Annotated in this window: 21 protein-coding genes; 6 read left to right on the top strand and 15 right to left on the bottom strand. The window is 72.8% G+C overall.

Annotated elements, in window-relative coordinates; genetic code table 11:
- Nucleotides 1-43 precede the first annotated feature (43 nt).
- Together Actob_RS11555 and Actob_RS11550 are read left to right on the top strand one after the other, a co-directional pair.
- Complete coding sequence (locus Actob_RS11555; RefSeq protein ID WP_284920083.1) at nucleotides 44-1,144, top strand: M20/M25/M40 family metallo-hydrolase; 1,101 nt, start codon at nucleotides 44-46, stop codon at nucleotides 1,142-1,144.
- A gap of 99 nt (nucleotides 1,145-1,243) precedes the next feature.
- On the top strand, nucleotides 1,244-1,504 hold the full coding sequence (locus Actob_RS11550; RefSeq protein ID WP_284920082.1) for a DUF3040 domain-containing protein: 261 nt from the start codon (nucleotides 1,244-1,246) through the stop codon (nucleotides 1,502-1,504).
- A 36-nt stretch (nucleotides 1,505-1,540) separates the two neighbouring features.
- Here Actob_RS11550 and Actob_RS11545 read toward each other — a convergent pair whose 3' ends face one another.
- From Actob_RS11545 to Actob_RS11525, 5 genes are read right to left on the bottom strand one after another with little or no spacing between them, the layout of a single operon-like run.
- A complete protein-coding gene (locus tag Actob_RS11545) occupies nucleotides 1,541-2,044 on the bottom strand; it encodes a hypothetical protein (protein WP_284920081.1) in 504 nt (167 codons plus the stop codon).
- A gap of 43 nt (nucleotides 2,045-2,087) precedes the next feature.
- Nucleotides 2,088-3,284, bottom strand: coding sequence for an ABC transporter permease (locus Actob_RS11540; RefSeq protein WP_284920080.1), 1,197 nt, complete (start codon nucleotides 3,282-3,284; stop codon nucleotides 2,088-2,090).
- On the bottom strand, nucleotides 3,281-3,997 hold the full coding sequence (locus Actob_RS11535) for an ABC transporter ATP-binding protein (RefSeq protein WP_284920079.1): 717 nt from the start codon (nucleotides 3,995-3,997) through the stop codon (nucleotides 3,281-3,283). Before Actob_RS11535 ends, Actob_RS11540 begins: the two co-directional genes overlap by 4 nt.
- Nucleotides 3,998-4,000: 3 nt before the next feature.
- Nucleotides 4,001-5,161, bottom strand: coding sequence for an efflux RND transporter periplasmic adaptor subunit (locus Actob_RS11530; protein ID WP_284920078.1), 1,161 nt, complete (start codon nucleotides 5,159-5,161; stop codon nucleotides 4,001-4,003).
- A 56-nt stretch (nucleotides 5,162-5,217) separates the two neighbouring features.
- Nucleotides 5,218-6,294, bottom strand: a complete 1,077-nt coding sequence (locus Actob_RS11525) for an efflux RND transporter periplasmic adaptor subunit (RefSeq protein WP_284920077.1) — start codon at nucleotides 6,292-6,294, stop codon at nucleotides 5,218-5,220.
- Nucleotides 6,295-6,425: 131 nt separating this feature from the next.
- Between Actob_RS11525 and Actob_RS11520 the strand changes: the two genes are divergently transcribed.
- Nucleotides 6,426-6,890 (top strand): hypothetical protein, encoded by a 465-nt coding sequence (locus tag Actob_RS11520; RefSeq protein ID WP_284920076.1) that lies wholly within the window; start codon nucleotides 6,426-6,428, stop codon nucleotides 6,888-6,890.
- A gap of 60 nt (nucleotides 6,891-6,950) precedes the next feature.
- Here the strand turns inward: Actob_RS11520 and Actob_RS11515 are convergent, their stop codons facing one another.
- From Actob_RS11515 to Actob_RS11490, 6 genes are read right to left on the bottom strand one after another with little or no spacing between them, the layout of a single operon-like run.
- Complete coding sequence (locus Actob_RS11515; protein ID WP_284920075.1) at nucleotides 6,951-7,178, bottom strand: hypothetical protein; 228 nt, start codon at nucleotides 7,176-7,178, stop codon at nucleotides 6,951-6,953.
- Between the two features lie 49 nt (nucleotides 7,179-7,227).
- Entirely contained in the window at nucleotides 7,228-7,818 is a 591-nt protein-coding gene (locus Actob_RS11510) for a LutC/YkgG family protein (RefSeq protein WP_284920074.1), read from the bottom strand.
- A complete protein-coding gene (locus Actob_RS11505; protein WP_284920073.1) occupies nucleotides 7,815-9,242 on the bottom strand; it encodes a LutB/LldF family L-lactate oxidation iron-sulfur protein in 1,428 nt (475 codons plus the stop codon). The genes Actob_RS11510 and Actob_RS11505 overlap by 4 nt, the downstream gene beginning before the upstream one ends.
- Nucleotides 9,242-9,970 carry a (Fe-S)-binding protein gene (locus Actob_RS11500; protein ID WP_284922295.1) on the bottom strand — a complete coding sequence of 243 codons (729 nt, stop codon included), beginning with the start codon at nucleotides 9,968-9,970 and terminating at the stop codon, nucleotides 9,242-9,244. The genes Actob_RS11505 and Actob_RS11500 overlap by 1 nt, the downstream gene beginning before the upstream one ends.
- Nucleotides 9,971-9,972: 2 nt before the next feature.
- The gene (locus Actob_RS11495) at nucleotides 9,973-11,352 is read right to left on the bottom strand and encodes a rhamnulokinase (RefSeq protein WP_284920072.1); all 1,380 of its coding nucleotides are present in this window, start codon (nucleotides 11,350-11,352) and stop codon (nucleotides 9,973-9,975) included.
- Nucleotides 11,349-13,379 carry a bifunctional aldolase/short-chain dehydrogenase gene (locus Actob_RS11490; RefSeq protein ID WP_284920071.1) on the bottom strand — a complete coding sequence of 677 codons (2,031 nt, stop codon included), beginning with the start codon at nucleotides 13,377-13,379 and terminating at the stop codon, nucleotides 11,349-11,351. Before Actob_RS11490 ends, Actob_RS11495 begins: the two co-directional genes overlap by 4 nt.
- Nucleotides 13,380-13,580: 201 nt before the next feature.
- Between Actob_RS11490 and Actob_RS11485 the strand changes: the two genes are divergently transcribed.
- Nucleotides 13,581-16,340 carry an Ig-like domain-containing protein gene (locus Actob_RS11485; RefSeq protein ID WP_284920070.1) on the top strand — a complete coding sequence of 920 codons (2,760 nt, stop codon included), beginning with the start codon at nucleotides 13,581-13,583 and terminating at the stop codon, nucleotides 16,338-16,340.
- Nucleotides 16,341-16,407: 67 nt separating this feature from the next.
- On the opposite strand, the gene Actob_RS11480 is transcribed toward Actob_RS11485, so the two are convergent.
- Complete coding sequence (locus tag Actob_RS11480) at nucleotides 16,408-19,113, bottom strand: hypothetical protein (RefSeq protein ID WP_284920069.1); 2,706 nt, start codon at nucleotides 19,111-19,113, stop codon at nucleotides 16,408-16,410.
- Between the two features lie 210 nt (nucleotides 19,114-19,323).
- Here Actob_RS11480 and Actob_RS11475 point away from each other — a divergent pair, with 210 nt between their 5' ends.
- A complete protein-coding gene (locus Actob_RS11475; protein ID WP_284920068.1) occupies nucleotides 19,324-19,803 on the top strand; it encodes a permease-like cell division protein FtsX in 480 nt (159 codons plus the stop codon).
- Between the two features lie 830 nt (nucleotides 19,804-20,633).
- Here Actob_RS11475 and Actob_RS11470 read toward each other — a convergent pair.
- Together Actob_RS11470 and Actob_RS11465 are read right to left on the bottom strand one after the other, a co-directional pair.
- On the bottom strand, nucleotides 20,634-21,134 hold the full coding sequence (locus Actob_RS11470) for a DoxX family membrane protein (RefSeq protein WP_284922294.1): 501 nt from the start codon (nucleotides 21,132-21,134) through the stop codon (nucleotides 20,634-20,636).
- A 104-nt stretch (nucleotides 21,135-21,238) separates the two neighbouring features.
- Nucleotides 21,239-22,651: an MFS transporter gene (locus Actob_RS11465; protein ID WP_284920067.1), complete on the bottom strand. Its 1,413-nt coding sequence runs from the start codon at nucleotides 22,649-22,651 to the stop codon at nucleotides 21,239-21,241.
- Nucleotides 22,652-22,736: 85 nt separating this feature from the next.
- On the opposite strand from Actob_RS11465, the gene Actob_RS11460 reads away from it, so the two are divergent.
- A complete protein-coding gene (locus Actob_RS11460; protein WP_284920066.1) occupies nucleotides 22,737-23,690 on the top strand; it encodes an Lrp/AsnC family transcriptional regulator in 954 nt (317 codons plus the stop codon).
- A gap of 18 nt (nucleotides 23,691-23,708) precedes the next feature.
- On the opposite strand, the gene Actob_RS11455 is transcribed toward Actob_RS11460, so the two are convergent.
- Nucleotides 23,709-24,056: a hypothetical protein gene (locus tag Actob_RS11455; RefSeq protein WP_284920065.1), complete on the bottom strand. Its 348-nt coding sequence runs from the start codon at nucleotides 24,054-24,056 to the stop codon at nucleotides 23,709-23,711.
- Between the last annotated feature and the right edge of the window lie 92 nt (nucleotides 24,057-24,148).

The raw sequence follows: 24,148 nt of genomic DNA, 5'->3' as shown, positions 1-24,148 counted from the left end.
CATGCTCGTTGACAACGGGTACCACGCGACTTAGCGTTCGCATATGCCGTCACCAGCCATTGCGGCGCTGCACCGCTACACGCTTGCCGAGTCGCCCACCGGTGACCCGCGGGCGCTCGCCGCCCTGGCCGAGATGCTGGAGTCGGACGCCGCCGCGGCCGGTTTCGGCACCGCCCGCGAGCCGCACCCCACTGGCGATCACCTGGTCTGGACTCTGCCCGCTCGCGGCGTCCCGGGTGCGCCCCTGCTCTTTCTCACCCACTACGACACGGTGTGGCCGGTGGGCACGCTGGCCGGGATGCCGTGGACCGTCGACGGGGACGTGATCCGCGGGCCGGGCGTCTACGACACCAAGGCCGGCATCGCGGCGCTGCTCGCGGCGGTCGCGGCGGCGGAAGCGCCGCACCCGGAGATCCGGGTGATAGTGGTCGCCGACGAGGAGATCGGGTCGCCGACAGCGACCGGCCTGGTGACGGCCGAGGGCCGGCGGGCGTCGGCGGTGCTCGGGATGGAGCCACCGCACCCGGGCGGCGACCTGAAGACCGGGCGGCGCGGCAGCACCCGGGCCCGGATCGAGGTGACCGGGGTGGAGGCGCACGCCGCGCTCGACCCGGACGCCGGGGCGAACGCCATCGACGAGCTGGTCGATCAGCTGTTGCGGGTCCGGGAGATCGGCGCCGGGCGGCCGGTGCTGGTCAACACCGGGACCATCGCCGGCGGGGGACGAACCAACGTGGTGGCCGGGCGGGCGCACGCCGATCTGGGGCTACGGTTCGCGGATCCGGCGGACGAGCGGGCGGTGCTCGGGGAGCTGGCGGCGCTGCGGCCGGTCCGGTCATCGGCCACGGTGACCCTGCGGCTGCTCTCGCACCGGCCGACCTGGCAGCCCGGCGCCGGCGGGGACGAACTGCTGGCCCGGATCGGCTCGGTCGCGGCCGGCATCGGGCAGACGCTCGCCGGTCGGCCGGCGGACGGGGCGGCGGACACCAACACGACGGGAGCACTCGGGCGGCCGACGGTGGACGGGCTGGCACCGCGCGGCGGTGGCGCGCACGCCCGCACCGAGTGGGTGTCGGCGGCCGGCGTCGCGGAGCGGACGGCACTGCTCACCGCCCTGATCACCGGCCTGCACCGGTCCACCTGAGCGGCGCGTGTGTCCTTTTAGCACGTTTTCGCAGGCGGTTTGGCGGTGACCGCGAACGGGTAACCGCAGGGAGGCCGATGGACCTCCGGGGGTGAATCGATGCTGAACGATCACGAACGCCGCGCCCTGGCCGAGTTGGAACGCAGCCTCAAGGGTGACTCCGACTTCGCCGCCCGGATGGCCGGCCTGGCCGACGTCCCGGCCCCACCCCCGTTCCCGGCCGTGCCGGTGCTGTGCGCGCTGCTGTTCATCCTCGTTCCGCTGGTCATGCTGCTGTTCGGCTGGGCGGGTGTGCTGATCGTCCTGGACCTGTTCGCCGCCGCCGTCGCTGTCGTGCTGATCCGCCGCCGCAACAGCTGACGCCGGTGCGACCGAGCCGTGGCGTGCGCTGGCCGGCTAGCTCGTGGTGATCGCGGTGGCGGAGATGATGCCCTCGCTGTCCGCGGTGCCCTGGACGGTCACCTGGAGACCGGTGGTCAGCTCGGCCACGGTGGCAGCGATGATCTTGCTGACCGTGGTGGCGTCGGACGTGCGTACCGTGATCGTCTCCCCCGCCGCGGTCCGCACGTAGAGGATGCCGTCGTCCACCTTGGTGAGCGTCCCCGAGGTGCCGCCGCCCGGCCGGCCCGGATCGAGGGCCCCGCTGGGAGTGCCCGCCGCGCCGGGCAGGGCGGCGCCGGGGGTGGGTGCGGCCGGCGTGGCCGTCGCCGGCGAGGAGCCCCACCGCTGGTGCACCCGTACGCCGCCGAGGAAGCCGACGGCCAGCAACACCAGGCCGGCCAGCACCAGCGTCGTCCGGTTCCACCAGCGTTTCGGGGCGGCGTGCGCGATGGCGCTGTTCAGGTCCTCGTGCTCGGCCTCGGACGGGGTACGCGGCAGGACGTCGGTGTCGTCGTTCATCAGCTTCCTTCGGTTGTCGGGGACGCCCGCCGGCGGGGCGCCCTCACTCGTAGCGCAACGCGTCGATCGGCCGCAGCCGAGCCGCCCGGGCCGCCGGCAGGCCGCCGAAGAAGAGTCCGATCAGTACGGAGACGCCCAGGGCGAGCGCCACCGAGCTGGGTACGATCACCGGCCGCACGCCGGCGATCGAGAACCTGCTGCCGATCAGCGCGGCGGCCACGCCGAGGCCGCCACCGAGCACGCTGAGCAGGGTCGCCTCGGTCAGGAACTGGCCGAGCACCACCCGGCGGGGTGCGCCGAGCGCCTTGCGGATGCCGATCTCCCGGGTCCGCTCGGTGACCGTGACCAGCATGATGTTGGTGATGCCGATGCCGCCGACCAGCAGGCTGATCGCGGCCACCGCGCCGAGCAGGGTGGTGAACGTGCCGGCGGTCTCGGTCTGCGTCGCCAGCAGCTGGGCGGCGTTCTGGATCCGGTACGCGGTGGTCCCGTCGCTGCTCGCCGGCATCTTCCGGTCCAGGATGGCGGCGATCTCGCTCTCCGCGGTGTCCACCTGATCGGCGTCGCGGGCCTCGACCAGGATCGAGCTGAGCGTGCCGTACCCGGCGAGCACCTGACGGACCGCGGAGATCGGCGCGACAGCGGTGTCGTTGGCGTCGGCGAAGCCGCTGGAGCTCTTCTCGTCCAGCACCCCGGCGACGGTGAACAGCGCCCCGCCCACGGTGACCCGCCGGCCGACCGGGTCGACGCCGGGGAACAGCTCCTCGGCGACGGTCTGCCCGATCACCACCACCCGGCGGGCCTGCGCCTCGTCGTCGGCGGTGAACGGCGCGCCGGTCGCGACCGAGGAGTTCGAGGCGCCGAACCAGTCCGGCGTGGTGCCGACGAACGAGCTGACATCGTGGTCGCCGCCCTCGTAGGTGATCGTGGCGGACGTGCTGACCACCGGCGACACCGATGCCACGTGCGGGACGAGCACCGGGTCGTCGAGCGCGTCGGCGACCTTGTCGGTGAGGCCGCCGCCGGTGCTGGTCCCCCGGCTGGTGCTCAGCACGGTGAGCGTGTCGGCGCCGAGCGCGGAGATCCGGTCGGCGATCGCCCGGGCGGAGCCGTTGCCGACCGCTACCAGCAGGATCACCGCCGCCACGCCGATCAGGATGCCCAGCATGGTGAGCACCGAGCGCAGCTTGTCGGCGGACAGCCCGCGCAGCGCGAACCGCACGGTCTCGGCGGCGCTCATGCCGCGTGCCTGGCGGTGTGGTCCTGCCGGACGTCCGAGGTGATCCGCCCGTCGAACAGCTTGATCAGCCGGTCGGCGCGGGCGCCCACCTCGTCCTCGTGGGTGATCAGCACGATCGTGCGACCGGCCGCGTTGAGGTCGTCGAACACCTGCAGCACCTCTTCGGTGGCGTGACTGTCCAGGTTGCCGGTGGGCTCGTCGGCCAGCAGCAGGGCCGGCTCGGTGACCAGCGCGCGGGCCACCGCGACCCGCTGCTGCTGGCCGCCGGAGAGCTGGTTCGGCTCGTGCTCGGCCCGGTCGGCCAGGCCGACCACGTCGAGCGCGAACATGGCCCGCCGCCGGCGCTCGGCCGCGCGCATCCCCGAGTACGCCAGCGGCAGCTCGACGTTGGCGACCGCCGACGTACGCGGGATCAGGTTGAACGCCTGGAAGACGAACCCGATCAGCCGGTTCCGTACCAGGGCGAGCTGGCCGTCGGAGAGCCGGCTGACGTCCACCCCGTCGAGCAGGTACCGCCCGCTGGTCGGGACGTCCAGGCAGCCCAGGATGTTCATCAGGGTGGACTTGCCGGACCCGGACGAGCCCATGATCGCCAGGTAGTCGCCGCGGGCCACCCGCAGTGACACGCCGTCCAGGGCGCGTACCGCGGTCTCGCCCTCGCCGTACACCTTGGTCAGGTCGCGGACGTCCAGGACCGGCCGGGTCGTGGCCATGGCTCAGCGACCACCGGGCGGGGCGCCGCCACCGCTGAAGCCGCCGCCGGTGCCGAGGCCGCCGCCGGTGCGGGTTCCGGAGCCGCTGTTGCCGCTCGACGTGCCGGTCGGGACGACCACCTTCTCACCGGCGGTCAGGCCGGAGGTGATCTGGTACGCGTCGTCGCCTTCCAGGCCCACCCGCAGCTGCCGGACCTCCTGCCGGCCGGCGCCGGTGAGCACGGTGGCGGTGGACCGCCGTCCACTCACCGTGACCGCCGCCGCGTTGACCATCGTGGCGTTCTCCACGCTGTCGGTGACCACCGAGACGCGCACCGTCTGGCCGGGCTTCGCGCCGTCCGGCGGGTCCGGCAGGCTGATCGTCACGCCGTAGGTGACCACGCTGCCGGTGGTGGTGGCGGTCGGGTCCACGGCCAGCACCTTGCCGGTGGTCTCGGCGTTCTCCAGGGCGTTCCAGGTGACGGTGGCGGACTGGCCGGCCTCGAGCGAGGTGGCGTCGGCCTCGGCGAAGTTCGCGGTGATCTGCAGCCGGCTCAGGTCGGCGAGGTCGATGAAGCCGCCGGCGGACGTGCTCGCGGCCGACCCGCCGGTGCCGCCCGTGCCGGCGGACGAGGCGGATCCGGTCGGCGAGGACGAGCCGCCCAGCGAGCCGTTGATCGCGGTGACAGTGCCGGCCATCGGGGCGGTCAGCGTGGTGCCGGCGACCGCGGCCTCGGCGTCGGCGACCGCGAGCTTCGCCGTGGTGACCTCGTTCTCCGCGGCGGTGGTGTCGGTGCCGGCGGTCGCCGCCCGGTCCAGGGCGTCGTTCGCGGCGTCCAGGTTGGCCCTGGCCAGCGCCAGGTCGCGCGCGGCGCCGGCGGCGTCGACGGCGGCCAGCTGCTGCCCCTTGCTGACCTTGTCGCCGACCTGGACCTTGATGCTGGTGACGGTGCCGGCGGTGGTGAACGTGGCGGCGGCGGTCGAGGCGCTCTGCACCGTGCCGTCGGCGCTGACCGTCTTGGTGACCGTGCCCTGCGAGACGGTGACGGTACGGACGTCGGTGGCGTTCGCCGAGTTCCCGGACGAGGTGCTGCGGATCAGGTTGACGCCCCAGATCGCGGCGCCGACGATCAGTAGTGCCAGCAGGGCGTTGACCGCCGTGCTGGGCCTGCGAAGGGCTTTCACGATGTCATCATGTCCGCTACGGCCGGTTCGGGGTGGCGTGTTCGCCGGTATTCCGATCACCAGGAACGCACGACCGGCTCACCCGCGGTGAGCCCGTCGGTCACCTCGGTGTACTGGTCGCCGCGCAGGCCCACGGTGACCGTGCGCTGGGCGTCACCGGTGCCGGAGCGGACCAGCACGGTGCCGGAGCCGCCGGAGATGTCGTGCACCGCGGTGGACGGCACGCGCAGCACGTCGGTGGCCTCGCCGACGCGTACCGTCACCTGAGCCGACTGCCCGACCAGCAGGTCGGTGGGCGGGGCGGCGAAGGCGAGCACCGCGCCGTACCGGACCAGGGTGCCGTCCGAGGTGCCGACCGGGTCCACCCGCACCACCGTGACGTCCAGGGTGTCGTCGTGGTCGGCCAGGGTGACAGTGCCGCGCTGCCCCACCTTCAGCGAGCCGGCGTCCGCCTCCGGGAAGTCCGCGCGCACCTGCATGGCAGACGTACCGGCCAGCGTGATGAACGTCCGGCCGCTGCTCACGGTGTCGCCGACGCGGCCCGCGACGGAGACGACGGTCCCGGCGATCGGCGCCTTGAGCACCGCGCCGTCGAGTGCCGCCCTAGCCTCGGCGACCGCCCGGCCGGCCCGGTTGACCGTCTGCCGCGCGTTGAGGATCGGGTCGTTGCCGGCGTCCGGGTACCCGTGGGTCGGGCAGGCGGCGGCGATCGCCGGCACCGAGGGGGCGGCCGTCGCCGCCGCGCTGACGGCGGTCAGATGCCCCAGGGTGGGTGTGGCGCACGTGGTCGCCGCCGCGGTGACCGAGGCGGCCGCGTTCTCCGCCTCGGTCAGCCGGCCCTTGGCGTCGCTGAGGATCTCCTCGGCGCTGTCCACGTCGTCGGCCGCGCCGGTGTCGTCGACGGCGGCCAGGGTCTGCCCGGCCGCGACCTTGGTGCCGGCCCGCACCTCGATCGCCTCGACGGTGCCGGTCACCGCGAAGGCGAGTTCCCGGGTGGTGGCCGGCTCGACGGTGCCGATCGTGGCCACGTCGAGGGTGACCTCTCCCTTGGCCGCGGCGACCGCGACCACCGGGGCGGGTCCCTGAGCATCGGGCCGGCGGTGGAGCACCGCGACGGTCACGCCGGCGACCACGCCGACCGCGACGATTGCAGCACCTATCCACCGAATGCGGCGTTTAGACCGGTTTTGCCCCGTCAGGCTGCTCATGATCCTAGATTGTGGCTGTTCACGTACCCGGCCGGACCCGAATCCCAGGAGCACCCTTGCTGAAGACCACGCCCGCCCGCCGCGCCGCCGTCGCCATGACCGCCCTGGCCGCAGGCCTGCTGATGGCGGCGTGCGGCGACTCCGCCACCTCGTCCTCCCCCGGGGAGAGCACCGGCACCTCGCCGTCACCGTCGGCCTGCCCGCCTCCCGGTGGCGCCGGCGCGGGGCTCCCGTCCGGCATGGCCGTGCCGTCCGGCATGGCCGTGCCGTCCGGCATGGCCGCCCCCTCCGGCATGACCGCGCCGTCCGGCATGGCCGAGCCGTCCGGCATGGCCGTGCCCTCCGGCGGACCGGGTGGCGACTGCGGCGCGCCGCAGGCCGGGTCCGGTGGCGGCACCGAGCTCTACCCGGACGCCGACCCGAGCAACTTCACCCCGCACGGCACCGACCTGCGCGAGCCGGCCCCCTCGGGCGCGCCGGGCGACGTGCTCACCCCGTCCGCCTCGTGGCCGGCTGAGTGACAGGACCCGCCGAGTACACCGGAAGCCGCCCGCCCGACCACGACCGCGCGGGCGGCCGGCTCACCGCCGGGGTTTGTACTTCTCGCGGAGGTGGTCCAGGTGGGCGCGGTTGGTTATCCACTCGCGGACCAGACCGCACTGCAGGCAGACCACGCGGGAGAACGGAATCATCCGGAACGTGCCGGCTGCCATGCCGCTGCGGTGGTAGCCGTCCGCGTTGCTGCTCGGCACACAGATGATCTCGAGGCTTCCACAGTGCGGACAGGCACCGAAGTCGATGGGTTCCACGACCAGATGATCGCAGCCGAGCGCCAGCGGCACGGCGCCGGCGAGCCGGTCAGCCGTCGAGCAGCAGGACGTGCAGGTGGCGGGGACCGTGCACGCCCTCGACCCGGTTCAGCTCGATGTCGCTGGTCGCCGACGGTCCGCTGATCCAGGTCAGCGGCCGGGCGGGGTCGAGGCGGGCGAGCGCCTCCGGCACCGACGCCACCACCTGGCCGGGCCGCAGCACGACGATGTGCACGTCCGGCAGCAGCGTGATGATCCGCCGGCCCTGGTCCGGCGACGCGTCCAGCACGATGGTCCCGGTCTCCGCGACCGCCACCGCCGCGGCGGTCAGGACCGCGGCGGCCGCCGCGATGCGATCCGGTGCCAGGCCGTCGTCGACCAGGACGTCCGCCGGGCGCCAGGCCGGCGGCAACCCCTGCGGTACGACGATGGTCCCGCCCGCGATCTCCGCGGCGGTCGGCGCGACCGTGTCCTCGGCGACCCGGCGCACCGAGGCCCGGTAGTCCACCAGCCGGTCCACCAGCAGGTCCAGGTCGGCGCCGGGGAACGTCCGCCGGTACTCCCGGGGCACCTCGCCCGGCGCCGGCGCGTCCCGCAACGCCGCGCGTACCCGCCCGAGGATCACGTCTTTCGAGCTCATCGCGACGCCCACCAGTCCCGGAAGGTCTGGTCGGGCGGCGCCGGCAGATCCCGCGAGACGGTCCAGGAGGACAGCGGTGGCGGCAGGCCCCGCCCCCGCCGCCCGGCGATGCGCGCCAGTTTCGCGGCCCGCTGCGCGTGGGCGTACAGCCTCGGCCGGTCCATCGTGTACGCCGCGGCCCGCATCGCCGCACGTTCGGCCGGTGGGTGCGGCACCCGGTTGCGCAGGTGCACCAGTATCGACGGAATGTCGATCTTCACCGGGCAGGCGTCGAAGCACGCACCGCACAGCGACGACGCGTACGGCAGCGAGGCGTTGTCCTCGACGCCGGTGAGCTGGGGCGACAGCACCGCCCCGATGGGACCGGGATAGACCGAGCCGTACGCGTGCCCGCCCGTGCGCTCATAGACCGGGCACACGTTGAGGCAGGCCGAGCACCTGATGCAGTGCAGCGCCTGCCGCCCCACCTCGTCGGCCAGCACCGCACTACGCCCGTTGTCGAGCAGCACCAGGTGGAACTCCCGCGGCCCGTCGCCGGGTGTCACCCCGGTCCACATCGTGGTGTACGGGTTCATCCGCTCCCCGGTCGACGCCCGCGGCAGCAACTGCAGGAACACCTCGAGGTCCCGCCAGGTGGGTACGACCTTCTCGATGCCCATCACGGTGATCAGGGTGTCCGGCAGGGTCAGGCACATCCGCCCGTTGCCCTCCGACTCGACGACGGCGAGGGTGCCGGTCTCGGCGATCCCGAAGTTCGCCCCGCTGACCGCCACCCTGGTGGACAGGAACGTCTCGCGCAGGTACTTACGGGCGGCCGCGGCCAGCACCGGCGGGTCGTCGGTCAGCGACGGGTCCACGCCGGGCATCGCCGCGAGGAAGATGTCCCGGATCTCGGTGCGGTTCCGGTGGATGGCCGGCACCAGGATGTGGCTGGGCCGGTCGTTGCCGAGCTGCACGATCAGCTCGGCCAGGTCGGTCTCCACCGGCTGGATGCCGGCCGCTTCGAGCGCCTCGTTGAGCCCGATCTCCTGGGTGGCCATCGACTTGACCTTGATGACCCGATCGCTCCCGGTGGCCCGGACCAGTCCGGTGACGATCTGGTTGGCCTCGTTGGCGTCCGCCGCCCAGTGCACCACGCCGCCGCGCTCGGTGACCCGTGCCTCCAGTTGCTCCAGCAGCTCGGGCAGCCGGGACATCACGTCGGCCTTGATCGCCGACCCGGCGGTGCGCAACTCCTGCCAGTCCGGCAGTTCCGCGATCACCCGGCTGGACTTGCCGCGGATCGTGCTGGTGGCGTGCCGCAGGTTGCGCCGCAGCTGCTCGTTGCCGAGCGCCTGCCGCGCCGCGCGCGGGAACGTCGTGTCACCGCGCAGGTGCCCGACGCCGCGCGGTGCGGTCGCCGGCATCCCGAGGAAAGTCGTCATCACGCCTCCGAGGCCAGGATCTCGGCCAGGTGCACCGTGCGGACGCCGGAGGACGCCCGGCGCAGGCCACCGCCGATGTGCATCAGGCAGGACGCGTCACCGGCCGTGCACACCTCGGCGCCGGTGGACGCGATGGCGGTCATCTTGTCGGCGAGCATGGCCGCCGACGTCGCCGCGTTCTTGATCGCGAAGGTGCCGCCGAACCCGCAGCACTGCTCGGCGGCCGGCAGCTCGACGAGCTCCAGCCCGCGCACCCGGCGCAGCAGCCGCAGCGGCTTGTCGCCGACCCGGATCATCCGCAGGCTGTGGCAGGTCGGGTGGTAGGTGACCCGGTGCGGGTAGTACGCCCCGACGTCCTCCACCCGCAGCACGTCGATGAGCAGCTCGGACAGCTCGTAGGTGCGCGACCCGAGGTCGTGGGCCCGGGCCGCGAGTCCCCGCTCGCCCTGGCCGGCGGCGACCATGGCGTGCTGGTGCCGGATCGACCCGACGCACGAGCCGGAGGGCGCGACGATGACGTCGTACCGCGAGAAGGCCGACACGTACCGCTTGACCAGCGGCAGCGCGTCCCGCTGGTAGCCGGTGTTGACGTGCATCTGGCCGCAGCAGGTCTGTTCGAGGGGGAAGACCACCTCGTGCCCGAGTCGCTCCAGCAGCCGGACGGTGGCCTTGGCCGCCTCCGGGAACAGGGTGTCGGCGAGGCAGGTCGCGAAGAGCGCGATCCGCACTGTCACCCCCTCACCCGCTCGGCGGCGGCCCGCCAGGGGCCGTCGTCGCCGCGCGGCTCGTAGCGCACGATCTGTTGAGTCTGCCGCACCAGCGCGCGCATCGCATCGAGCGAGCCCGCGACCACCCCCGCGGCGCGCGCCTGCACCAGCAGGTTGCCGAGCGCGGTGGCCTCCACCGGCCCGGCCAGCACCGGCAGGCCGGTGGCGTCCGCTGTCAGCTGGCAGAGCAACGCGTTGCGGGCGCCGCCGCCGACCAGGTGCAGCACCTCCGGCGAGGTGCCGGCCAGCTCGCGGGCCTGGTGCACCGCACGCCGGTGGGCGAGTGCCAGGCTGTCCAGGACGCAGCGGGTGAGGACCGGCCGCGCGGCGCCGGCCGGGAGACCCGCCGCCGTCCGCAGGCGCCCGGTCATGTCGCCGGGCGGCAGGAAGACCGGATCGTCCAGGTCGACGACGTGGCGCAGCGCGGGCTCCCGCGCCGCCTCGCCGAGCACCTCGGCGATGTCCGGCGAGCCCCACTCGCGCAGGCACTCCTGGAGCGGCCACAGCCCCATCACGTTGCGCAGGTAGCGGATCGTCCCGTCCACCCCGCCCTCGTTGGTGAAGTTCGCCGCGCGCGAGGCGTCACCGAGTACCGGGTGCGCCAGCTCCAGCCCCACCAGTGACCAGGTGCCGCTGGAGACGTACCCGAAACGGTGGTGATCCGCGGGGACCGCCACCACCGCCGAAGCCGTGTCGTGCGAGCCCACCGCGACCACCGGCGTGCCGGCGAAGTGTCCGATGACGTCGCCCGGGCGGCGGATCGCCGGGAAGAGGTCCGCCCGCAACCCCAGGTCCGCCATCGACGACCAGGACCAGTTCCCGGTACGCACGTCGAGCAGTCCCGTGGTCGACGCGTTGGTGTACTCCGCGCCCACCTCACCGGTCAGCCAGTAGGCGAGCAGGTCCGGGATCAGCAGCAGTGTCGCGGCGGCCTGGTACTGCCGGGTGCCGGCCGCCGCGAGCAGCTGGTAGACCGTGTTGAACGGCAGCTTCTGCAGCCCGTTGACCGGGTAGAGGTCGGGCACCCCGGCGGCGATCCCGTCGGTCCGCGAGTCCCGGTAGTGCACCGGGTTGCCGAGCAGCGCCCCGTCCGCGTCGAGCAGACCGTAGTCGACGGCCCAGGAGTCGATCCCGATGCTGTCCACCGGACCGGCCGCGCGCAGCCCGGCGAGCATCTCCCGGTACAGCCCGAGGATGTCCCAGTGCAGGGTGCCGCCCACCCGCACCGGCTCGTTCGGGAAGCGGTGCACGACGTCGAGGTCCAGCCCGCCGTCCCGGAAGGTGCCGACCACGACGCGCCCGCCGGACGCGCCGAGGTCGACGGCCGCGAAACGGTGGCTCATCGCAGGAACGCCGCCGCGACGCCGGCGTCGACCGGAACGTGCAGGCCGGTGGTGTGCGACAGGTCGCCGGCGGTGAGCACGAAGACCGCACCGGCCACGTGCTCCGGCAGCACCTCGCGCTTGAGCAGGGTGCGTTGCGCGTAGAACTCGCCCAGCTCCTCCTCCGGCACGCCGTAGACGGCGGCGCGCTGGGCGCCCCAGCCGCCGGCGAAGATGCCCGAGCCGCGGACCACGCCGTCCGGGTTGACGCCGTTCACGCGTACGCCATGGGCGCCGAGCTCGGCGGCCAGCAACCGGACCTGGTGCGCCTGGTCGGCCTTGGCGGCGCCGTAGGCGATGTTGTTCGGGCCGGCGAACAGCGAGTTCTTGCTGGAGATGTAGACGACGTCGCCGCCCATCCGCTGCGCGATCAGGATCCGCGCGGCGGCCCTGGCGACCAGGAACGAGCCCTTGGCCATCACGTCGTGCTGCACGTCCCAGTCCTGCTCGGTGGTCTCCAGCAGCGGCTTGGAGATCGACAGGCCGGCGTTGTTGACGACCAGGTCGACGCCGCCGAAGGCGAGCACCGCGGCGTCCAGGGCGGCCTCGACGGCGGCGGCGTCGGTCACGTCGGCGGTGACGGCGATGGCCGCGTCGGTGCCGCCGATCTCCCGGGCGACGGCCTCCGCTGTCGTCGCGTCCCGGTCGGCGACCACCACGCACGCGCCCTCGGCGGCCAGGCGCAGCGCGATGGCCCGGCCGATGCCGGAGCCGCCGCCGGTCACGAACGCGACCCGGGTGGCGAGGGGTTTCGGCGGGGGCATCCGCTGGAGTTTGGCCTCCTCCAGGGACCAGTACTCGATCCGGAACTTCTCCGCCTCGCTGATCGGGGCGTACCGGGAGATCGACTCGGCGCCGCGCATCACGTTTATCGCGTTGACATAGAACTCGCCGGCCACCCGGGCGGTCTGCTTGGTGGCGCCGAACGAGAACATGCCGACGCCGGGGACCAGCACGATGGCCGGGTCCGCGCCGCGGATCGCCGGGCTGCCGGCAGTGGCGTGCCGCTCGTAGTAGGCGCGGTAGTCGGCCCGGTACGCCTCGTGCAGCTCGGTGAGCCGGCTCGTGACCTCGTCGAGGGGCGCGTCCGGGGCGGTGTCCAGCACCAGTGGCTTGACCTTGGTGCGCAGGAAGTGGTCCGGGCAGCTGGTGCCCAGCGCGGCCAGCTCGGCGAGCCGTTCGCTGCCGACGAAGTCGAGGACGACGTCGGTGTCGGTGAAGTGGCCGACCTGGGGGCGGTCGGTGGCGGCCAGCCCGCGGATGACCGGGAAGAGCTCGGCGGCTCGGCGCCTTCGCCGCGTGGCGTCGAGCGCCGGGTGTCGCACCGCACCGAACGGCGCGTCCCGGCCGTGCTCCGCGAGGTACCGCGCGGCGGTGCCGATGATCTCCTGCGAGTGGGCCTCGCACTCGTCGCTGGTCGCGCCCCACGCGGTGATCCCGTGCCCGCCCAGGATGACGCCGATGGCCTGCGGGTTGGCCCGCTGCACGGCGGCGATGTCCAGGCCGAGCTGGAAGCCGGGCCGGCGCCAGTCCACCCAGAGCACCCGATCGCCGAAGATCTCCTTGGTCAGCGCGGGCCCGTCGGCGGCGGTGGCGATCGCGATGCCGGCGTCCGGGTGCAGGTGGTCGACGTGCGGCAGGTCGACCAGGCCGTGCATGGCGGTGTCGATGCTGGGCGCGGCCCCGCCCCGCCCGTGCAGGCAGTAGTCGAACGCGGCGACCATCTCGTCCTCGCGCTCGACACCCGGGTAGACGCCGGTCAGGGCGCGCAGCCGGTCCAGCCGCAGCACCGCCAGCCCGTCCTCGGTGAGCGTGCCGAGGTCGCCGCCGGAGCCCTTGACCCAGAGCAGCTCGACCGGCTCCCCGGTGACCGGGTCGGTGCCGCCGCCCTTGGCGGAGGTGTTGCCCCCGGCGTAGTTGGTGATGCGCGGATCCGCACCGAGGCGGTTCGAGCGAGCGATGAGCGCGGCGACTGCGGCATTCGTCATGGCGATCCTCGGCGTCAGCTGTGAAACGTTTCAGAACTATCGACAGGCTACGCACCCACCGACCCCCGGGTCAAGGCCGCCGGATACGCGGGATCCGTACATGATCGTCCGCGCTTCCCCAATTCCCGCCCTGGCGGAGATATCCACGACGGCGGATTTCCGACAGCCGGCAGCGCCCGGAGATGTGCGACGTTCAGCGCCATGCATCCTCGTCGCTGGATTGCCGCCGTCGCCGGCGTCGCCCTCGTGGCCGCGCTTCCCGCGCCCGCCCGGGCCGCGGTGACCCCGATCGCCGCCCGGACCGCGGCTGCCGCGGTCACCTCGATCGCGAAAGTCAACTTCCAGCCGGCCGCGTCCGCGGTGCCGGACGGCTACACCGCCGACAGCGGCGCCGCCTACGACGGCGCCCGGGGCTGGGTGCGCCAGGACAGCCTCGGCGCCACGCACGTGCCGCTCGACCTGACCCGCAACACCCGCGACCGGGCCCGCTCCGGCGTCGACCCGCGGCTCAACACGCTCATCCATCTCCAGTACGGCGACGTGACCGGCACCAACGGCGTGCCCACCGCCGGCGCGTGGGAGTACGCCGTGCCCGCCGGCACCTACCAGGTCACCGTCTCCGCGGGTGACCAGCCGGCCTACGACAGCAGCCACACCGTCCGGGTCGAGGGCGTCACCGCGATCAGCGGGTTCGTCTCCACGGCGGCGGCCGAGTACCGCCAGGCCACCGTCACCGTGCCGGTCAGCGACGGCCGGCTGACCGTGGACGCGACCGGCGGCACCAACACCAAGCTGAACTACGTCGAGATCGGCCGGGTGGTGGCCGACCCGCCGCCGTTCTCCCTGAAGGTCGACTTCTCGGACGCGGCGACCGCGCCGGCCGACGGGTACGTGCGGGACTCCGGCGGGGCGTACACGGCGGCCCGCGGCTACGGCTGGATCGACCTGGGCGAGGGCACCCCGGTCGACCTCACCGGCAACGGCCGCAACCGGAACCCGGCCGCCGGGCAGAGCGATCCCCGGCTGGCCACCTTCATGCACGCGCAGCTCCCGGCCGGGTCGGCGGGCGTGGCCACCCCCGGCGCCTGGGAGGCGGCTGTGCCGGACGGCGTCTACGCGGTGACCGTCGCGGTCGGTGACGCGGGCACCGCCGTCGACAGCGTGCACTGGGCGAACGTCGAGGGCCAGAACGCGATAGCCGGCTTCCGGCCGACCGCGGCCGTCAAGTTCGCCACCGCCACCCGGACCGTGCGGGTCACCGACGGCAAGCTGACCCTCAGCCCGGCCGGCGGCACCAACACCAAGGTCGACTACATCGACATCGTGAGCGTCCCGGGGGCCGGCACCACGCCGATGGTGCGGACCAGCACGCCGGCCAACGGCGCGACCGGCGTCTCGCTCACCACCAGCGTGGTCGAGGACCTGGTGCTGCCCAACGGCGGCGTGGCGGCGGCCTCGCTGACCGCCTCCACCGTCACCCTGACCCAGCTCAGCGACGGCGCCGCGGTGCCCGCCACCACGATCACCAGCGGCGGCGGGGACGTGATCAACCTGTCGCCGACCGGGCCCCTGGCGGCGAACACGGCGTACCGGTTCACCGTGACCAGCGGGGTCACCGACGTGACGGGCAAGCCGTTCGCGCCGTACTCGATCGTCTTCACCACCGGTGCCGGCGACGGCCCGGGCGGACCGGCCGCCTTCGACAAGACCGTCGGCGTGGCCACCGGCGCCTCGTTCACCACCGTGGTCAAGGGTCCCGACGGGCGGCTCTACGCCGGCACGCTGGACGGGAACATCCACCGCTTCCCGATCAACCCGGACGGCACGCTCGGCACCGCGACGATCATCGGAACGGTCCGGGCCAACGCGTCAGCGCTCGGGCTGCCCGGCGCGCCGGCCCGCACCATCATCGGGATGGCCTTCGACCCGGCGTCCACGGCCACCGCGCCGATCCTCTGGATCACCGACAACTACGAGTACGTCGGCCCCCTCGACGTCCCCGACTGGTCCGGCCGGATCGGCAGGCTGACCGGCCCCGACCTGGGCACCTACACCTCGGTGGTGACCGGGCTGCCGCGCTCGGTCAAGGACCACGAGACCAACTCGCTCGCCTTCGGCCCGGACGGCAAGCTCTATCTGACCCAGGGCGCCAACAACGCCATGGGCGCCGCCGACTCCACCTGGGGCAACCGTCCGGAACGCCTGCTCAGCGCGGCGGTGCTGCGCCTCGACCCGGCCCGGCTGCCGGCCACCCTGCCGCTGAACGCGAAGACCGAGGAGGGCGGGAGCTACGACCCGTACGCGGCGAACGCCCCGCTGACCCTCTACGCCACCGGCGTACGCAACGCGTTCGACCTGGTCTGGCATCGCAACGGCCACCTCTACACGCCGACCAACGGCTCGGCCGCCGGCGGCAACACCCCGGCCACCCCGGCCACGCTGCCCGCCTCGTGCGCCCGGCGCGGCTACACCGGCCCGGCGGTGCCCGCGCTCACCAACGTACCGACTGCGGAGACCGACTACGTCTTCGACGTGCGGCCGGGCCGCTACTACGGCCACCCCGATCCGGTCCGCTGCGAGTGGGTGCTGGCCGGCGGCAACCCGACCGGCGGCACCGACCCGTTCCAGGTGCCCGCCTACCCGGTGGGCGTCGCACCCGACCCGAACCTGGACCTGGCCGGGATGTACGACGCCGGCCTGCACGCCTCGGCCGACGGCGCGATCGAGTACCGGGGCGGCGCGCTCGACGGCAAGCTGCTGGTGGTCCGCTATTCCGACGGCCAGGACATCGAGACCTTCGACGTGGCCGCCTCCGGTGCGCTCAGCAACCGGGTCACCGGCATCACCGGGCTGACCGGTTTCAGCCAGCCCCTGGACGTCACCGAGGACCTCGCCAACGGCAACCTCTACGTCACCGAGCTGGGCGCCAATCGCATCACCCTGCTGAAGCCCCGCCCCTGAGGCCCGCCGAACCGCGGCGGATTCCGGCGGCCGGGATGCCCGGGCGGTCCGCCCGGGCATCCACGGATCAGTCGGTGACCGTGCCGTCGACCACCCCGACCGTGATCGGGTCGCCGGCGCCGGCCGGATAGACCTGCGCCTGGAACCGGACGTGCTCGGCGCCCTCGGCTACCCCGTCGGCGACGGTCGGCACCTTCACCTGGACCGACGTGGTCCCCGGTGCGATCGTCAGGTAAGCCTGCAAGCCGACGCCGGACAGCGGCCTCGACGGCTTCGGGTCCTCACCGGTCTGGTCGGTGAACCACTGGGCGTCGACGTCGGTGGAGGACAGCTCCGGCCCGGACGGCGGCGCCTGTGCCACGAGCTCCATGTACAGCTCGCTGGCGGCCGGCTTCGACAGGTGCACCGTCCAGGTCAGCGGCGTGCCCTCGGCCGCGCTGGCCGAGGCCGGGGTGACCGTGACCTTGGGCATCGGGTCGTCCTCCCGCACGTGCACCCCGCCGGCATAACCGCCGACCACGGTGTTCCGGACCGCCTTGGCGGTCAGCGTGTACCACTGGTCCCCGCCGTACACCGTGTCGCCGGTGACCCGGATCGGCACCGAGATCCGCGTGGCGCCGGGCTTGACCCGGGCCACCCAGGACTTCGTCGCCGACGTGCCCGGTCTGGTCAGGAACAGCCGGACGTCGGCCGTCTGGTGGCCGTGCACCCGCACCGGCACGCTGTGGGTCCGGGTGCCGGAATTGCCCTCGCCGACGGTCAGGTTACCGACGTCGATCCGGTCCAGCGCGGCCGGTCGCGGCGCGGGAGTGCCGGGCTGCCAGCCCCAGGCGTCGATCAGCCACGCCGGCCGGTCGCCCCGCGAGGTGATGTCGAGCCGGGCCACCGTCCGCACCGTCCGCGGCAGCCGCAGCCGCATCTCCTGAGCCCAGTACGACGTTGTCGCGGCGGTGCCGGGCACGCCGGCGACCGTGGCCGTACCGAGGTCGGTCCGCCGTCCGTGGTCGTCGGTGACCGCGACGCCGAACGAGGTGGCCGGCGAGTTCGGCGGCACGACGAGCCGCAGCGCCAGGGCCTGCGAGCCGGCCACCGGCATCGGCTTGGCCGGCTGCAGCGTGGCGGTCCCGGCGCCGGTGAGCGCGACCGCGAAGCGGCCGGGTTCCGGGACGGTGAACGGCACGAAGTGCGGCGAGGCGCCGCCGGCTGTGTCGGTGTCCAGGCAGCCCTTCGTGGGTTCGCTGGCGACCTCGTCACAGAGCCGGGCGCCACGGACGGTGAGCGCCGAGTCCGGGACGATCACCGGGCGGCGGTTCGCGCCGATCGCGTGGCTCAGCACCCGGGCCGGATCGGCCGACCGGGCCCGCACCCCGGAACCGTCGAGCAGCGGGCGGACCCGATCGTCGCCACCGACGAACAGCCGCGCCGCGGCGGCGATGTACGTGGCACCGACGGTTTGCTCCTGCCGCGGGGTGAGCCGCGCCGCCGCGGTGCCGGGCGTGCACAGCGGGTCCGGACCATCGCTGAAGAAGTCATCGGAGGCCGGTCCGGCCGCTTGCCCCGGCGTCCACTCGGTGTTGAAGTAGTTGTGGTTGGCGCCGGTCACGTGGAGCGCGCTGTGCAGTGCCCGCCCGGAGCTGAGCCCCCGGGTGGCGTCCACGTACATCTGACCTTCCAGGTCTGAGACGTCGCCGTCGCAGCCGGGCAGGATCGTCGCCGACGGCACGTCGGGCTGCGGGTTCTGCCCGAACGCGGTCGGCCCGATCAGCAGCAGGCCGCGGATCGTCCAGCGCACGGCGCCGTGGTAATCGTCGTGCGCGCCCGGCGTCGGGTTGAGGCTGTCCAGCGCGGCCCGGCTGACTCCCTCACCACCCCGGGAATGTCCCATCAGCAGGACCTGGGACAGGTCGGCTCGCGGCGCCGCCCGGACGACAGCGGGCGCACCGCGACGGCCGCTGCCGGCCCAGTCCGCCCAGTGCGCGAGGTGCATCCGGATCAGCGCCGAACGGGCCTGCGCGCCGCCGTCGTCGTCCGCGTCGTCCTGCGCGTTGATCCCGTTAGCCGAGATCGACACGGTGACGTAGCCCTGCGAGGCGAGCAGCTGCTGCGCCTGCAGGTAGCCCCGGTAGCTGGGCACCGGCGCGGATCCTGCGGCACAGGGCCAGTCGGCGCTGATCGCGTTCTCGTCGGCGCCGGCGAAGCAGGTCCAGTGCCGGCCGTGCAGGAACAGCGCGAGCGGCCGCTTGCCGGGCGCGCCTTTCGGCGCCACCACGACGGCCCGCATCTCGACCGGGGCACGATAGGTCGACAGGTGCACTCCCGGCAGCGTGTATTCACCGGTCGTGGTCCGGTAGGGCCCGGGCACGCCCGGGTCGACCGGGTTCGCCGGCAGGGCCGGCGGGATGACCGGCGGGCTCGTCGCCCGCCGCTGCAGCGAGGCTGGCGCGGCCCTGTCCACCCGTTTGCCGCTGACCCGGACCTGAAGGTCGTCCAGCTTGCCGGGCAGCGTTCCGGGCAGGGTTTCCGGCAGGGTGAAGGTGTGCGGGTCACGGGTGCCCCGGGCGCGTCCGAGCAGCCGGTCCGCGGCCCAGAACTCGACCGCGGCGTCACCGGTGCGGATCGCCCGGTCGCTCGTCCAGGTCAGCGTCCGGTGCTCCAGGGACCAGCCGGGAGGCAGCGCGTCGGCCGTGCTGCTCGGCGGATCCGCCGAGGCGGGCATCGGCACGCCCAGCAGCAGGGTGCTCGCCGCGATCGCGGCGACCAAGATTTTTCGCATGCGGCCCGTTCTAGTACGCCGACGCAAATATCTAAATATTCTGTTATTCAAGATTTCAATTGTTGCCCAAGATCAGGCTCCATCAGTAGATGCAGCGACGGTCACCTCCGCCTGACAACGGTCCGACATGGGTCGCTCTCCGAAAGGCAGGAAAGTGTCGGTCGTGACCCGTGCGAGTTGACGAGTTGGCGCACGGTAATCTCGCGGCTCGTGCGTACTGTGCAGATCGTCGTTGCCGTGCTGCTGGCGGTGGCCGGGTTGGCCGGTTGCAGCCTCTTCGGCGACGGCGCCCCCACGCAGGATGAGCAGATTCAGAAGATCCTCGACGAGAACGCTCAGTTCACCGTGTTCCTGCGCGATGACGCCACCGAGGCGCAGCGCAAGGACGTCGAGGCGGCGCTGCGGGCGCTGCCCGGGGTCACCGAGGTCAGCTTCGAGAACCAGGACGCGGCCTACCAGCGGATGACCGAGCTGTTCTCAGCGAATCCGACATTCGTGGCCGAAGTGAGCAAGGATGCGCTGCCGGAGAGCTTCGAGGTGAAGATGACCGACATCGCCGCGGTCCGCAAGATCCGCGATGAGGGCGCGGTCGGCAAGCTGCCCGGCGTGGACAGGCCCGTCTTCACCTGCCTGGACGTGGAGGAGTGCAAGAAGAGGTACGCGCCCCGTCCCAGTGGATCACCGAGCTGATGTGATCGAACCTGGGCAAGATCGCCGCCATCGATTCGCGCTGCATACGAAAGCTGAACAGAGCGCTATGCGGCGCTCACAAGGAGAATCACTGCGTAAACCCCACCTATTGCGATAAGCATCCCAGCAACCAGACCGGTGAGAGCGGCGACGGTCGCCCTCACCGCAGGACGCCTTACGCGATCGGAGGCCTTGAGGACTGTATATATCGCGAATGAGAGCGTATAGCCGATCGCCGCACCCGGAAGCCCGACGGCGGCTCCGACCAACCAGGCCATCCCGCGGGGAGATGGCGTGCAGCCCCAGCCGATACCCTCGCATCCGCTATGGGGATCCCGAACCGGTTGGAGCAGGGCAAAGATCACGTAGGCGAGCGGGATGACCGCATACCAGGCGGTCATGACCAACAGGGGATGTCTGTCCAGTCCCCGTTCGGCGTCTCGTGAACGCTCCGCCCCCGTCACGGGTTCAGCTTGACAGCCCTCAACTCGGACAGACGGCCGATCCGAAACTTCTTGTGTCGACATGCCACGCGAAACTCGCGGCAGATGAGCAGACGGCTCATGACAAATCCGGAACGCGCTGCCCGTTCCTGGTGGGTTTCTCGTCGCTACCGGGCGAGGCCAGCAGGCGCAGCGCGTCTTCGGTGGCACTTCCCGATGCCGCCGGCAAAGGGGAAATGGCCAGGACCGATTCGGGTGGCCACGTTCAAAGAGGAATCGGTCGTGAGCCGCTCCGCGCGGTAGCCGTGCGGACGTGCGGCGCGCTCCCCGGCCGTACCGAAAGATCCGCCCGGACCGGCAGCGGCCCGGGCGGATGGCGGAGGTCTTTCAGATCAGCCAGTGGTTCTTCTGGACCAGCGGGAGACGCGCCCACCGGCGGCCCAGCCCCCAGGTGTGTCCGGCGAAGGTGAGCGCCAGCACGATACCGACCAGCGCGTAGATCACGTGGTAGTCGACGACCGGGTTGCTGGAGCCGCTGGCCACCGGCCATTCGGCCAGCCACATCAGGGCCATCATCAGGGTGCCCGCAACCGCGGCGACCCGCAGGCCGATGCCGAGGACCAGGGCGAGCCCGATGCCGAGCAGGCCGATCATGAAGCCCCAGTCGGCGAACGTGGTGCCGGCGATGTCGTGGAAGAAGCCCTTGAGCGGGCCGGCTTCGACGCTGGACAGGAAGCCCTTGGTCGGCGAGCCGCCGTTGATCCAGGCCTTGGCGGACGGGGTCGCGTAGCCGAAGCCGAAGGTCTTGTCCAGGAAGGCCCAGAGGAAGACGAATCCGGTCGCCGCCCGCAGGACGGCGAGTGCCTTGGCGGCAGACGTGGTGAGCATCGAACCCGGTGCCTCGACGTGCTCGAGGCGGTGCGCTGCGATGGTGGTCATCGCTTCCTCCTCAGTCGTTCTCTCTGCCCCTGACACTCCTCCCGCGCGGGAGTTCACACCCGGGTCAGATCACCCGGTTCGGCGGGCCGAAGGTCCCGGGCCGGAGCGGGATGCCTGACGAACAGCAGCACCAGCACCGCGGCGGCGGCCGCGGTCCCGCCCGCCACCAGCAGTGTCGCGTTGAGACCCTCGGCGAACGCCACCGGCTGCCCGTGCCCGTCGCTGATGTGGTTCGCGAAGATCGTGCCGAACACCGCCACCCCGAGCGCGAAGCCGAGCTGCCGGAACGTGTTCAGCGCCCCGCCGGCCATCCCGCTGCGCTCGCGCGGTACCTCGCCGAGGATCGCCGAGGCGAGCGACGGCAGGACGCAGCCGACCCCGACGCCGACCACGATCAGGCCGGGGATCAGCGCGCTGCCGGTGCTGTCCGCGCCGAGCCGGGCCTGCAGCAGGTCGCCGGCCGCGATCAGCAGCAGGCCGAGGCCGACCGTCCAGCGCGGCGCCACCCGCTGCAGGAAGCGCCCGGCGACCGCGCCGACGACCAGCGAGGCGGCCGCCATCGGCAGGGCACCCCGCAGGCCGGCGTCGACCGGGCCGTTGTGCAGCACCTGCTGCAGCCAGACGGTGCTGAACGGCAGGTAGCCGAAGGCGGCGGCCTGGGTGAGGAACGCGGCGACGATCAGCGTGGCGAACGGCACCCGCTTGAACAGGCCCAGATCCAGCATCGGGTGGTCGGAGCGCAGCTCGGCGACGATGAACGCGACCAGGGCGACGGCGCCGGTCGCGAACGCGGCCAGCGCCACGCCGTCGGTCCAGCCGGCGTCACCGGCGCGGATCAGGCCGTACGTGACGGCGCCCGCCGTCACGGTGAAGGTGAGGGTGCCGGGCAGGTCGAACCGGCCGCCCCAGGGCGCCTTCGACTCGGTCACGCCGCGCACCGTGAACCAGACCGCGATCAGGCAGATCGGCAGGTTGACCAGGAACACCCAGCGCCAGCCGAGGTGCTCGGTGAGCAGGCCGCCGGCGAGCGGGCCGGCAGCGGCGGCGGCGCCGTTCACAGCGCCCCAGACGCCGAACGCGACACCCCGGTCCCGGCCCTGGTAGGTGACGTTGAGCAGGGCCGCGGTGCAGGCGAACATGGCCGCGCCGCCGGCGCCCTGCAGCACCCGGGCGGCGATCAGTGCCTGCTCGTTCGGGGCCAGGGCGCAGAGGAGGGAGGAGATCGCGAAGATGCCGATGCCGGTCAGGTAGGTGCGGCGGCGGCCGTACCGGTCGGCGAGCGAGCCGGCGCCGAGCAGCAGGGCGGCCAGGGCCAGCGCGTAGCCGTCGAGCACCCACTGCAGGTCGGCGTAGCCGGCGCCGAACTTGTCGGCGATCGACGGCAACGCGACGACGACGATGGTGACGTCCACCAGCAGCAGGAAGGTGCCGAGGCAGACGGCGATCAGAGGTGACCATTTACGCATGCACAGCAGGATGCCCGTGCTCGCACGAGATTCGTTAGCCAAATCGGCAGTCGCTGCGGATCTCGACACGCGTTACGCTGCGATGGTGGAAATCGACACACTGGACCGGCGGGTGACGCACGCGTTGCGGATCAACGGCCGGGCCGGGTACCGGGAGATCGGCGCGGTCCTCGGCGTCTCCGACCAGACCGTCGCCCGGCGCTACCGCCGGTTGCGGCAGGAGGCGGGCCTGCGGGTGGTCGGCCGGCCCAACCCCATCGAACTCGGGTACGAGACGTGGGCCCTCCGCCTGCGCGCCGCCCCGGACGCCGCCCTGCCGATCGCGTCCGCGCTGGCCCGCCGCTCGGACACCACCTGGGTCTCGGTCACCTCCGGCGGCACCGAGATCTCCTGCAGCGTGCACGTGCCGGCCTCGGCCGACCGCAAGGAGCTGCTGCTCCAGCAGCTGCCCCGGACGCCCCGGCTGGCCACCGTCAGCGCGCACTGCGTGATCCACCACTACGTCGGCGGGGCGGTCGGCCCGGACCTGCGCGACGACGCGCTCACCGCCGAGCAGATCGCGGCCCTGTCGCCGGCCCGCTCGCCGGAGTCACCGGCGCACCTCACCGCCGCGGACGCGCCGCTGATCGACGCGCTGGCCTGGGACGGCCGGCTCAGTTACACCGAGCTGGCCGCGCAGACCGGCTGGCCGGAGTCGACGGTGCGCCGCCGGGTCCAGGAGCTTTTCGACTCCGGCTCGCTCTACACCGACGTGGAGGTCGAGCCGGAGCTCTTCGGTTTCCGGGCCGCGGTGATGCTCTGGCTGTCGGTCACCCCGTCGCGGGTCGCGCAGGTCGGCTCCGCGCTGCGCGAGCACGAGGAGATCGTCTTCGCGGCGGCCACCACCGGGCCGACGAACCTGCAGGCGACCGCCATCTGCCCGGACATGCCGGCGTTCTACCGCTATCTGACCGAGCGGATGGGCACCCTCGACGGGGTGGAGCGGATCGAGTCGGCACCGGTGCTCAAGCACGTCAAGCAGCTCGGCTCGGTGCGCTGACCCCGCCGGGGGCCGCGCTCAGCGCCAGAAGACCGCGACCGCCGCGTTGACCAGCGTCAACGTGATGATCCCGATGAAGTGTCCCTTGTTGACCGCCGTCCGCTTGCGCGGGATGAACACCATGATGAAGATCATCACGGCGATCACCAGCTTGACCCCGAGCTTGATCGGGTCCGGCTCGTGGTCGCCGCCGCCCCGCAGCGGCGCGGCCAGCCCGAGCCCGCTGACCAGCTGGATGATCGCCCCCCAGAGGATCGCCGGGGTGATCCGGAACGACCCGGACAGGAACTGCGCGATCGACCCGCCCAGCAGCAGGGCGAAGCCGACGAGGTGCACGAACAGCAGGATCAACCGGAGAGCTTCCACAGCCGGACAGCTTGCCAGCAGGCGAAACCCCGGCTCCATCCGGGTCCACCGCATTTTTTCGTACGACCGCGGCCCCCGTCCGCACCCCTCGC

Source organism: Actinoplanes oblitus, assembly GCF_030252345.1.
Lineage (GTDB): Bacteria > Actinomycetota > Actinomycetes > Mycobacteriales > Micromonosporaceae > Actinoplanes > Actinoplanes oblitus.
The sequence above is the reverse complement of the archived record's forward strand: the minus strand, read 5'-3'. Positions and strand labels throughout refer to the sequence as shown.